Source organism: Microbacterium sp. (genome assembly GCF_046295495.1).
Taxonomy (GTDB): Bacteria; Actinomycetota; Actinomycetes; order Actinomycetales; family Microbacteriaceae; genus Microbacterium.
The window spans coordinates 36,599-47,393 of the sequence record NZ_JBKBNC010000021.1 but is presented as its reverse complement, the minus strand read 5'-3'; the positions used below and the strand labels follow the sequence as shown (position 1 = coordinate 47,393).

The following is a 10,795-nucleotide window of genomic DNA, read 5'->3' as shown; positions in this document are numbered from 1 at the left end:
CCACGGCGGCGCGGTGACGGTGCAGCGTGGCCGCGCGGCCCGCGGCGCGGCGCGGGCGGGCCCGCCTCAGGACGCCGCCTGCTCCTTCTCGCCCGCGCTGTTGGGCGTCCACCCGTACCACCCCTGGTCGGTGGCGGCCACCGACCAGTCGCCGCACGCGAAGACGCGGCTCGCGGCGTAGACGTCGGGCCCCTCGGGCACGTTGACGGTCGGCGCGGATTCGCGGTCCACCTCGGTGCAGGTCGCGGCGTCGAGGGCGCTGCCGCTGCGCAGCAGCACGGTGGCGATGTCGCTGTCGGGCTTGGTCTTGGTCACGATCGCGGTCGCGTCGGCGGGCAGCCAGGGCACGCTCGTGTCCCAACGGGCCTCGAGATCGGCGGCATCCGAGAACTCGGCCGTGGTCTCCTGCGAGAGGGCGTCCTGGATGCCGGTGCATCCGGCCAGGGCGAGGGTGAGGGCGCCGCCCGCGGCGACGATGAGGGCGAGGGCGAGCGGAGGAGTGCGGTGCGGTGTCATGTATCGATTGTCTCCGCGGGGGCGAGGGGAGTCGTCCCTCCCGGGGATGATCCCCGGTCCATCGCTCGGCCCATCCGCCGACGCGGTGGCGACGACACCCGGCGCGGGCGCGCACGTCATCCCTCCGATGGAGAAGGAGGCGACGAGCGACCGATGCCCGCACCGCGGGAGCCTTTCTAGCCTCGAGGCATGCAGACCTCACAGCACATCCCCGACGCGGCCGGCATCGCGGCCCGGGTGCAGAACCTCACGAAGACCTTCGGCGTCGGCGACTCGCGCGTGCACGCGCTCGACGACGTCTCGCTCGGCATCCGGCGCGGGGAGTTCACCGCCATCATGGGCCCGTCCGGGTCGGGCAAGTCCACGCTCATGCATGTCATGGCGGGCCTGGATGCCGCGACCTCGGGCCGCGCGTGGATCGGCGACACCGAGATCACCGGGATGTCCGACCTCGACCTCACCGTCCTGCGCCGCTCGCGCGTGGGCTTCGTCTTCCAGTCGTTCAACCTCGTTCCCACCCTCGACGTGCTCGGCAACATCACGCTGCCGTTCGAGCTCGCCGGGCGTTCCCCCTCCGTCGAGGAGCGCGCGCGCATCGACGCGCTCGTCGCCTCGATGGGGCTGGGCAGCAGGCTGCGGCACCGGCCGCACGAGCTGTCCGGCGGACAGCAGCAGCGCGTCGCGATCGCGCGCGCGCTGGCGACGCGGCCCGACCTCGTCTTCGCCGACGAGCCGACCGGCAATCTCGATTCCCGCACGGGACGCGAGGTGCTCGCCCTCCTCGCACAGGCTAGTCGCGAGCACGGGCAGTCCATCGCGATGGTCACCCACGACGCCGTCGCCGCCTCGCACGCGGATCGGGTCATCTTCCTCGGTGACGGCCGGGTGGTCGCCGACATGCCCCGTCAAAGCGCCGAGGCCATCTCGGCCTACATGCTCTCCGCCGAGGTCGGCGCGTGAGCGCGCCCGCGGCGGTGTCCGCCCGGCCCGCCCGGTCCGCCCGGCCCGCCCCGCGCACCCGGTCGCGCCGACGGGCGGAGCGCGGAATGGCGCCCTCGATCCTCGTCGCGGCGATCTCCAGCGGCTTCGGCACGCTGCTGATCGCGACGACCACCTTCATCGGCGTCTGGCTCCTCGCGGATCCCTACCTCGGGGGTCGCGAGACGGTGGTCGCGGTCGTCGCGATCCTCAGCGCGCTCCTCGTCGCCGTCGCGATGTTCGTCGCCGCCATCGTCACCACGAACACGTTCGCGACGATCGTGGCCGGCCGGACCCGGCAGATCGCGTTGATGCGCCTCATCGGGGCGTCTGCGCGGGCCGAGCGTGCGCGCGTCGCGCGCCAGGGCCTGGTCGTCGGGGCGATCGGCGCGGCGATCGGCCTGATCGGCGGCACCGCGGTGGCCGCCCTGCTGCCGCCGCTCGCCCGTCTCGCGTGGGGAGTCGACGTCGACTACCAGGTGCTGCAGCCGTCCCTCCTGGCCCCGGCGGTCATCGTGACGCTCACCACCTGGGCCTCGGCCTGGGTCGGGTCGCGTCGCGTCCTCGACGTCACGCCGCTCCAGGCGATCTCGGGGGCGACCGAACGCACCGCGCAGGAGGCCGTGGGAGGTCGTGCGCGCCGTGTCGTGGCGGTCCTGCTGTTCGCGGGCGGTTCGCTCGTGCTGGCCGCGGGGATCGCCCTGGGGCTCGTCTCGCCGCTGGGCGTCGTCGTGGCCTTTCTCGGCGGCATCCTCTCCTTCACGGGCCTCAGCCTCGGCGCGACGATGGTCATGCCGCCGGCGCTCCGCGCGACGGGGCGTCTGTTCGGTCGGTCGGCCGCGGCACGCCTGGCCGCGGAGAACGCGCTGCGCTATCCCGAGCGATCCAGCCGCATGGCGATCGGCGTGGTGATGGGGGTCACGCTCGTGACGATGTTCGCGGTCGCGTCGCAGTCGGCTCGAGAGATGCTGGTGCGATCGGGCGGAGGAGAGCCGCCGGAGCAGCTGCTGTCGCTCATGGACACCTTCGCCGCGATCATGATGTCGCTCGTGGGGGTGTCCGCGGTGATCGCCGCGGTCGGGCTGGTGAACCTGCTGACGTTGGGCGTGCTGCAGCGTCGACGCGAGCTCGGACTCCTTCGCACCCTGGGGTTCTCCGCTGGGCAGATCCGCCGCATGGTCTTCCTCGAGGCCGCGCACCTCACCGTCACGGCGGTCGTGCTGGGACTGCTGCTCGGCGTGCTCTATGGATGGGCGGGCGCGCAGGCACTGCTCGGATCGGTGGGTGTGCCGCCGCTGTTCCAGTCACCCACCTTCGTGCTGCCCGGCATTCCGTGGCCCACCGTCGGCCTGGTCGTGGGGGCCACCGCGCTGCTCACCGTCGTCGCGGCCGTCGCGCCCACGCGCCTGGCCACCGCGTCGTCACCGATCGACGCGCTGTCGCACGACGCGTGACCGCGCCCGGCGCGGGGCGACACCGTCCCGCGCCGCGCCGGTCGCGTCGGGCCGGCGCCGCCCTACGAACGCGACCGGCGCGGACCGACGTCACACGAGCAGCTGGTGCTTCGCCAGGTCGCGGTACAGGGGAGTGGATGCCACGAGCTCGCTGTGCGTGCCCTGCCCGACGACACGGCCCTTGTCGAGCACCACGATCAGGTCGCTGTCCACGACCGTCGACAGGCGGTGCGCGATCACCAGCAGCGTGCGGTCGGTGGCCACGGCGTCGATCGCCTCGCGCATGCGCTGCTCGTTCACGCCGTCGAGCGACGACGTCGACTCGTCGAGCAGCAGCACGGGCGGAGCCGCCAGCAGGGCCCGAGCGATCGCGAGTCGCTGACGCTCGCCCCCGGAGAGCATGACGCCGTCTTCGCCGACGGGGGCGTCGACGCCGAGCGGGTTGCGCGCGAGCACGTCGCCGAGGTTGACCGCCCGGAGCACGCGTTCGCACTCGGCGTCGGATGCCGCGGGAGAGGCCAGCCGCAGATTGTCGGCGATTGTGCCGGCCAGCGTCGGGGCGTCCTGCTCGACGTAGCCGAAGCGGGAGCGCAGGTCGTCGCGGGCCAGGTCGCGGGCGTCGACGCCGTCGACGAGGATCGCCCCGCCGGTGGGGTCGTAGAAGCGCTCGACGAGGGAGAGGATCGTGCTCTTTCCCGCCCCCGACGGCCCCACGAGCGCCACGCGCGCGCCGCGCGGCACCGTGAACGACACCCCGCGCAGCACCTCGCGGTCGGCCTCCTCCGCTTCGGCGGCCGTCTCCCCGGCCGCGCGCTCGAGGTGCGCCTGCTCGAGCACCGACCGCGCCTCCTGGGCAGCGGCCTCGCGCGCCCGGACGACGTGCTCCGGATAGCGGAAGTGCACGTCGCGGAACTCGACGGCGGCGGCATCCGGGTGCACCGCGGTGGATGCGGGCCGGTCGCCGTCTTCTTCGAGCGGGAGGTCGAGCACCTCCTGGATGCGCCCGAGCGCGCCCAGCGCCTGGTTGACCGAGGTGATCGCGCCGATCGCCGAGGCGAGCGGCTGCACGAGCAGGAAGAGGAAGATCACGAACGTCACGAGCGAGGCGACGTCGATCGCCCCGGATGCCACGCGGAAGCCGCCGACGCCCAGCACGACGAGCAGCGACACCTGCAGCGCGATGCCCGCGACCGGCACGATGAGCGCCGACACCTTCGCGATGCGCACGCCGGCTCCGTACGCCGCGGTCGCGGTCTCGGTCACCGCGGCGACCTCGCGCTCGGTCGCCCCCGAGGCGCGGATCGTGCGGATCGAGCCCACCGCCCGCTCGACGCCGGAGGCGAGCTCGCCCACCTGCGCCTGTTGTTCGGCCGAGGCCGTGCGGATACGGGTGCTCAGTACGACGACCACCGCGATGGACGCGCCGACGACCACGACGATCAGGCCGAGCAGGACGGGGTCGATGAACGCCATCGCGATGACCGCACCCACGAGGATGAGCGCGTTGCCCACGGCATCCGCCAGCCCCTGGGTGAGGACGGCGTACAGCAGCGTGGTGTCGGTGCCCACGCGCGAGACGAGGTCGCCCGTGCGCCGCGCGTCGAACTCGCTGATCGGCAGGTGGAGGATGCGCGAGATGAGTCGGCGTCGGCTGGAGTACACCACGGCCGTGCCCGTGCGCTGCAGCAGGTAGTGCTGATAACCCGAGATGAGCGAGGACAGCACCACGAAGCCGACGAGCAGCCACACCAGTGCGCCGAGCGAGACCGAGGCCTGCACGCGCGAGATGACCTCGCCCACGAGGAGCGGTTGGACGAGAGTCGCCCCGGCGCCGAGCACGCTGAGCACGGCGACGACGACGAGGGTTCGCTTGTGCTCGAGGAGGAAGGGCAGCAGCTGACGGAAGGACGCGCGTGGGCCTTCGGGCACACGGCGGCCGCGCCGACCGCGCGCGGGAACGGGAGAAGACATGCAGACCTCGGGGAAGGAAATGGGGTGTTTCGACCGTACCTCCCGCTGCTGTGCAGACAGGCCCCGGGAGGCCCCCGCGGAGGAGAACTGCACCGGTACCGTCCGTGTGGAGAAGGGATCCGCGGAACGACGGATGCCACGAGGCCGGGGCCCCGTGGCATCCGCCGTCCGTGCGCGGGCGTTACGGCGCGGTCGCGCCGGCGGCGATGTTGTCGTCGTAGTCGACGTCTTTCGTCTCGGGCGAGAGCACGAGGGCGACCAGGGTCAGCACACCCATCGCCGACAGGTAGACACCGACCAACCACGGGTTGCCGTCGCCCGCCGCCCACAGGGCCACGGCGACGATCGGCGCGAGCGCCGCTCCGAGGATCGACGAGACGTTGTACGAGATCGCCGAGCCCGTGTAGCGGGTGTTCGTCGGGAACAGCTCCGGCAGCACCGCGCCCATCGGACCGAACGTCGCTCCCATCAGCAGGAACCCGAGGATGAGGAACGCCTGGACGTACACGTGGGTGAGGGTCGCGTCGGCCTGCGGCAGCAGGAAGAACGCGAAGGTCAGGCCGAACACGATGATGGCGAGCGTGACGCCGATGAGCAGGCGCTTGCGACCGAACCGGTCGGCGAGCGGACCCGAGAGCATCGTGAAGACGCCGAAGAACACCACACCGATGATCTGCATGATCACGAAGTCGGTGTAGCCGAAGCCGAGTCCGGGGACGTAGGCGGCGGCATCGAACGCGGTGCCGGCCTTCTCGGCGGCGGCGGCCGCGCCCTCGGCGGTGGGCTTGGTGCCGTACGACAGCGTGAAGCTCGTCATGAGGTAGAACAGCACGTACGTCGCCAGCATGATGAACGTGCCGAGGATCAGCTGCTTCCAGTTGCGGCGCACGACCTCGCCGAGCGGGAACTTGCGGATCACGCCGCTCTTCTCGGCCTTGGCGAACGACTCGCTCTCGACGAGCTTGAGGCGCACCCACAGGCCCACGATGACCATCACGGCCGAGAACAGGAACGGCACGCGCCAGCCCCACGCCAGGAACTCCGCAGACCGCTGCGCGGTGCCGTCGGGGTGGGGGAGCGCGAAGTTGATGATGAGGAAGATGCCGTTGGCGATGATGAAGCCGATGGGGGCGCCGAGCTGCGGGAACGTCCCGAACAGCGCGCGCTTGCCCTTCGGGGCGTTCTCGGTGGCGACCAGCGCCGCACCCGACCACTCGCCGCCGAGCGCGAAGCCCTGCGCGAGACGCATGACGAGCAGCAGGATGGCCGCCCAGACGCCGATCTCGTTGAAGGTCGGGAGCAGGCCGATGAGGAAGGTGGCGACACCCATGGTGAGAAGGGATGCCACGAGCGTCGCCTTGCGGCCGAACCGGTCGCCGAAGTGGCCGAAGACGACCGCGCCGAGGGGGCGCGCGACCATGGCCGCGCCGAAGACGCTGAACGACAGCAGGAGCGAGGTGGTCTCGTTGCCGGTCGGGAAGAAGAGGATCGGGAAGACGAGCACGGCCGCCGTGGCGTACGCGTAGAAGTCGTAGAACTCGATCGTGGTGCCGATGAGGCTCGCGGTGATGACGCGCGAGCGGGGGTTCGCCGGGGCGGCGGGGGTCGAGCGGGTGGAGGGGGATGACGTGGTCATGAGGGCCTGACGGGAAGAGTCTTCGTTCGCGTCCGAGGTGGGGCGCAGCGGTGGCGCGCAGCAGTCACGGGGGTGGATGTGAGAGAGCGCACGGCGGGAGCACCGGCGACGCCCCCGAGTGGGGGGCGTCAGGCCCTCCAGTCTATGCGCCCGCTGAGCGCGGACCGCTCCCCGGCAGTCAGCGCCAGATGACCGCGAGGCCGGCGTTGAGCACCGTCAGGATGCCGACGGGCCAGAACAGCGCGGGCGAGAGCGACCCCGTGCGCTTCTGACGGGCCGAACCGACGCCGATCAGGGCCCCGATGACGAGCAGCACGACGAGCTTGAGGCCGATCTTGGCGTAGTTCAGGTCGTGGTCGAGCCCCCACGGGGCGGACAGCACGAGGCCCGTGAGGAGCGAGATCCCCAGGGCGTTGTTCATCAGCGGCGTCACGCGCACGCGGCGACCGACGGCCTCGACGACCCACGCGCCGAAGAGCACCGCGAAGCCGACGAGGTGCACGAGGACGACGACGTGTCGCAAGATCTCCATACCCGTCAGGGTAGGGACGCCACGCACCCGTCGCCAGCAAGGCCCGCCTCACCGGCACGCGGCTCGCGAAAGCGGCCTTCGATCCGTCGGCGGGTCCGCCCCGGGGCGTCGGGCTCCGGTGCGCGGCGGTGGGCGGCCCCGGGCGTGCCGAAGGGTCCGCCCACCGTGGCGGAACTCAGCCGCGGAGCTCCCGCAGCACCAGCGCCGTGCGGATCGCCGCGTCGGCGGCCTCCGCGCCCTTGTCCTCCTTGGACCCCTCGAGCCCCGCGCGATCCAGACCCTGCTGCTCGTCGTCCAGGGTGAGCACGCCGAAGCCGACGGGCTTGCCGGCGTCGAGGGCGACGCGGGTCAGGCCGTCGGTCGCGGCCGACGACACGAAGTCGAAGTGCGGCGTCCCACCCCGGATGATCACGCCGAGCGCGACCACGGCATCCGCCCCGCCCTCGAACGCGGCGCGGGCGGCGACCGGAAGCTCGAAAGAGCCCGGGACCCGCACGACGCGGTAGGTCGCGCCGGTGGCATCCAGAACGCGCTTCGCGCCGGCGATGAGGCCGTCGGTGATGACCTCGTGCCAGGTGCCGGCGACGACGACGACGTTCAGTCCGGAGGCGTCGACGCCGCCGGTCTCGGGTGCTCCACTACCGGCCATCAGGCGCTCTCTTCCTTCATGTGCGCGAGGGCGTCGCGCAGGTCGTCCTCGGCGATGATGTGACCCATCCGGTCGCGCTTCGTCTCGAGGTACTGGTGGTTGTTGGGGCCGACGCCCACGAGCAGAGGGACCTGCTCGACGACGTCGAGACCGAAGCCGCGCAGCTGCGCGACCTTGTCGGTGTTGTTGGTGAGCAGGCGCACCTTGTCGACGCCGAGGTCGGTCAGGATGCCGGCGGCGGCGGCGTAGTCGCGCGCGTCGGCGGGCAGGCCCAGGGCCAGGTTGGCATCCACCGTGTCCATGCCGCGCTCCTGCAGGTTGTACGCGCGCAGCTTGTTGATGAGGCCGATGCCGCGACCCTCGTGGCCGCGCATGTAGATCACGATGCCGCCGTCGCGATCGATCGTGTCGAGCGCCGCCTCGAGCTGCGGGCCGCACTCGCACTTGAGCGAGCCGAAGGCCTCGCCGGTGAGGCACTCCGAGTGCACGCGTACCAGCGGGGCCTCCTCGCCCAGGTCGCCCGAGACGACGGCGAGGTGGTCGGTGCCGGTGACGCGGTCCTTGTAGGCGAGGAAGCGGAAAGTGCCGTGCGAGGTGGGAACGTTCGACTCCGCGCGCAGGCTGACGCGCCGACGCGCCGGAGCGTGCGCCGGGATCGGATCGGTCTCGTTGAGGTACGCGATGAGCTGCTCGATCGTGATGACCGGGATGCCGTCGCGCTCGCCGAGCTCGAACAGTCCGGGCAGGCGCATCATGCTGCCGTCTTCGGCCACGACCTCGGCGATCGCGCCGACGGGCTCGAGGCCCGCGAGGCGCATGAGGTCGACCGCGGCCTCGGTGTGCCCGGCGCGCTCGCGCACGCCCCCCTCGACAGCGCGCAGGGGGAGCACGTGTCCGGGGCGGATGAGGTTCGTGGGCACCGACTCCGGGTCGGCGAGCACGGTGAGCGTGTGCGCGCGGTCGGCGGCGCTGATGCCGGTGGTGACGCCCGACGCGGCGTCGACGCTCACGGTGTAGGCGGTGCCGCGGGCGTCTTGATTGACCTCGACCATGGGCGGCAGCTCGAGTCGGTCGGCCCACTCGGCGGGCATGGGAGCGCACACGTATCCGCTCGACCACCGCACGGTCCACGCGAGCCACTCGGGAGTGGCGAGCTGCGCTGAGAGGATGACGTCGCCCTCGTTCTCGCGATTCTCGTCGTCGGCCACCAGGATGGGTCGGCCCTGACGGAGGGCTTCGAGGGCCTCGGGGATGGTGGACAGGCTCATGCGGAGCCCCTCTCGGTCGATGCGGCCTGAGCCGCAGGGTTCTCTGATGTGCGGAAAGCGAGCATGCGCTGCACGTGGCGCGCGAGGATGTCGGTTTCGAGGTTGACGGGTGTGCCCGCCTCGGCGCGGCCGAGGGTCGTGGCCTCGAGCGTCTCGGGGATGAGCGACACCTCCAGCCACGGCTCCACCTCGGCGGCGGGGCTCACCGCGCTGACGGTGAGCGAGACGCCGTCGATCGCGATCGAGCCCTTGTCGACGACGAGCGGAGCGAGTTCGTTCGGGATGCCGACCCGCACGACGCTCCACTGCGCGCCCGGACGCACCTCGCGCACGACGCCGGTGCCGTCGATGTGGCCCTGCACGATGTGACCGCCCAGGCGCCCGTGCGCGGCGGTCGCCCGCTCGAGGTTGACGGCGCGGCCCGGGGCGACATCGGCGAGCGTCGACATGTCGAGGGTCTGCTTCATCACGTCGGCCGTGAACCAATCGTCGCCCTGGTCGACGACCGTCAGGCACACGCCGCTGACCGAGATCGAATCGCCGTGACCGGCATCCGACACCGAGAGCGGGGCGCGCAGCGTGAGGCGCACGCCGTCTCCCGACGGCTCGACGGCGGTGACGGCGCCGATCTCTTCGACGATTCCGGTGAACATCAGGCGTCTCCTTCTCGATCGGGGGTGTTCGCGGGACCGGCGACGATCAGCAGGTCGTCGCCGAGGGTCTGAACGGATGCCACGGCCAGCCGCCGCGCGTGGTCGATGGTCGGCACCCCGACGTCGCCGATCGCGAGCCGCGAGCCGCCGAGCAGCACGGGGGCGACGTAGACGAGCAGTTCGTCGGCGAGCCCGTCGCGGATGAACGCGCTCGCGAGCGTGGGCCCGCCCTCGACGAACACGCGCTGCACGCCCCGTGCGCCGAGGTCGGCCAGTACGGCGGTCAGATCGTGCGTGTCGTAGAACAGGGGCGTGCGCGGGTGGCGGCGCACCGCGGCATCCGGGGCCGTCTCGCTCCGGCCGATGACGACCGGGATCGGCTGGGCGTCCAGCAGCGAGCCGCCGTCGGCGCGCGCCGTCAGCGCCGGGTCGTCGGCGCGGACCGTGCCCGTGCCCGCGACGATGGCGTCGGCCTGCGCCCGGCGGGCGTGCACGTCGCGGCGGGCGTCGGGTCCGGTGATCCACTGGCTGGTGCCGTCGTCGGCGGCGGCGCGACCGTCGAGGCTCTGCGCCCACTTCACCGTGACGTGCGGGCGGCCGGTGCGCTGGAGGGCGATCCAGTCGCGGATCAGGAGCCGCGCGGCATCGGCTTCCACCCCGGACTCGACGTCGACGCCCGCGGCGCGCAGACGGTCGGCGCCTCCAGCGGCCGCGTCGGTCGGGTCGTCGAGCGCGAACACGACCCGGGCGACGCCGGCCTCGAGGAGGGCAACGGCGCAGGGCCCGGTGCGCCCGGTGTGGTTGCACGGCTCGAGGGTCACCACGGCGGTCGCCCCGCGGGCGGCGCCGGGAGCGAGCTGCGACAGCGCGTCGACCTCGGCGTGGGGAGTGCCCGCCCCACGGTGGTGGCCCTCGGCCAGGACGTCTCCGGCGGGGGAGAGGATCACGGCGCCCACCTGCGGGTTCAGCCCACGCGGGCCGCGCCGGGCGAGCTGCAGCGCTCGCCGCATGGCGTCGATCTCGACGGCGGATGCCATTTCCCTGTCCTTCCCGCGGTGTCGGGGCAGGGCCAGCGGGAAGGCGCGGGGCGCCGTCCGTGCTGCCTCCCTTCCGGACTAGCGACGGATACCCGTCACAT

At 72.4% G+C, this 10,795-nt stretch carries 10 protein-coding genes; 2 read left to right on the top strand and 8 right to left on the bottom strand.

Annotation, left to right across the window (positions count from 1 at the left end; translation table 11 throughout):
* Positions 1-66: 66 nt before the first annotated feature.
* Positions 67-516, bottom strand: coding sequence for a hypothetical protein (locus ACK4LS_RS09655; protein WP_409716528.1), 450 nt, complete (start codon positions 514-516; stop codon positions 67-69).
* Between the two features lie 189 nt (positions 517-705).
* On the opposite strand from ACK4LS_RS09655, the gene ACK4LS_RS09650 reads away from it, so the two are divergent.
* Positions 706-1,476, top strand: coding sequence for an ABC transporter ATP-binding protein (locus ACK4LS_RS09650; RefSeq protein WP_409716526.1), 771 nt, complete (start codon positions 706-708; stop codon positions 1,474-1,476).
* A gap of 86 nt (positions 1,477-1,562) precedes the next feature.
* Positions 1,563-2,948: an FtsX-like permease family protein gene (locus ACK4LS_RS09645; RefSeq protein WP_409716524.1), complete on the top strand. Its 1,386-nt coding sequence runs from the start codon at positions 1,563-1,565 to the stop codon at positions 2,946-2,948.
* A 90-nt stretch (positions 2,949-3,038) separates the two neighbouring features.
* Here ACK4LS_RS09645 and ACK4LS_RS09640 read toward each other — a convergent pair whose 3' ends face one another.
* The 7 genes from ACK4LS_RS09640 to ribD form a co-directional block, all read right to left on the bottom strand.
* Positions 3,039-4,919, bottom strand: coding sequence for an ABC transporter ATP-binding protein (locus ACK4LS_RS09640; protein WP_409716522.1), 1,881 nt, complete (start codon positions 4,917-4,919; stop codon positions 3,039-3,041).
* Positions 4,920-5,100: 181 nt separating this feature from the next.
* Positions 5,101-6,555 (bottom strand): MFS transporter, encoded by a 1,455-nt coding sequence (locus ACK4LS_RS09635; RefSeq protein ID WP_409716520.1) that lies wholly within the window; start codon positions 6,553-6,555, stop codon positions 5,101-5,103.
* Positions 6,556-6,733: 178 nt separating this feature from the next.
* Positions 6,734-7,087 carry a Fe-S protein gene (locus tag ACK4LS_RS09630; RefSeq protein WP_409716518.1) on the bottom strand — a complete coding sequence of 118 codons (354 nt, stop codon included), beginning with the start codon at positions 7,085-7,087 and terminating at the stop codon, positions 6,734-6,736.
* Positions 7,088-7,262: 175 nt separating this feature from the next.
* Positions 7,263-7,736, bottom strand: a complete 474-nt coding sequence (gene ribH / locus ACK4LS_RS09625; RefSeq protein WP_409716516.1) for a 6,7-dimethyl-8-ribityllumazine synthase — start codon at positions 7,734-7,736, stop codon at positions 7,263-7,265.
* Positions 7,736-9,004: a GTP cyclohydrolase II gene (gene ribA / locus ACK4LS_RS09620; RefSeq protein ID WP_409716514.1), complete on the bottom strand. Its 1,269-nt coding sequence runs from the start codon at positions 9,002-9,004 to the stop codon at positions 7,736-7,738. Before ribA ends, ribH begins: the two co-directional genes overlap by 1 nt.
* Positions 9,001-9,657: a riboflavin synthase gene (locus ACK4LS_RS09615; protein WP_409716512.1), complete on the bottom strand. Its 657-nt coding sequence runs from the start codon at positions 9,655-9,657 to the stop codon at positions 9,001-9,003. Before ACK4LS_RS09615 ends, ribA begins: the two co-directional genes overlap by 4 nt.
* Positions 9,657-10,694 carry a bifunctional diaminohydroxyphosphoribosylaminopyrimidine deaminase/5-amino-6-(5-phosphoribosylamino)uracil reductase RibD gene (gene ribD, locus ACK4LS_RS09610; protein ID WP_409716510.1) on the bottom strand — a complete coding sequence of 346 codons (1,038 nt, stop codon included), beginning with the start codon at positions 10,692-10,694 and terminating at the stop codon, positions 9,657-9,659. Before ribD ends, ACK4LS_RS09615 begins: the two co-directional genes overlap by 1 nt.
* Positions 10,695-10,795: the final 101 nt, after the last annotated feature.

Excerpts from the sequence above, each read along its gene's own strand:
- ACK4LS_RS09655 (WP_409716528.1), bottom strand. The coding sequence starts at position 516 with ATGACACCGCACCGCACTCCTCCGCTCGCCCTCGCCCTCATCGTCGCC.
- ACK4LS_RS09650 (WP_409716526.1), top strand. The coding sequence starts at position 706 with ATGCAGACCTCACAGCACATCCCCGACGCGGCCGGCATCGCGGCCCGG.
- ACK4LS_RS09645 (WP_409716524.1), top strand. The coding sequence starts at position 1,563 with ATGGCGCCCTCGATCCTCGTCGCGGCGATCTCCAGCGGCTTCGGCACG.
- ACK4LS_RS09640 (WP_409716522.1), bottom strand. The coding sequence starts at position 4,919 with ATGTCTTCTCCCGTTCCCGCGCGCGGTCGGCGCGGCCGCCGTGTGCCC.
- ACK4LS_RS09635 (WP_409716520.1), bottom strand. The coding sequence starts at position 6,555 with ATGACCACGTCATCCCCCTCCACCCGCTCGACCCCCGCCGCCCCGGCG.
- ACK4LS_RS09630 (WP_409716518.1), bottom strand. The coding sequence starts at position 7,087 with ATGGAGATCTTGCGACACGTCGTCGTCCTCGTGCACCTCGTCGGCTTC.
- ribH (WP_409716516.1), bottom strand. The coding sequence starts at position 7,736 with ATGGCCGGTAGTGGAGCACCCGAGACCGGCGGCGTCGACGCCTCCGGA.
- ribA (WP_409716514.1), bottom strand. The coding sequence starts at position 9,004 with ATGAGCCTGTCCACCATCCCCGAGGCCCTCGAAGCCCTCCGTCAGGGC.
- ACK4LS_RS09615 (WP_409716512.1), bottom strand. The coding sequence starts at position 9,657 with ATGTTCACCGGAATCGTCGAAGAGATCGGCGCCGTCACCGCCGTCGAG.
- ribD (WP_409716510.1), bottom strand. The coding sequence starts at position 10,694 with ATGGCATCCGCCGTCGAGATCGACGCCATGCGGCGAGCGCTGCAGCTC.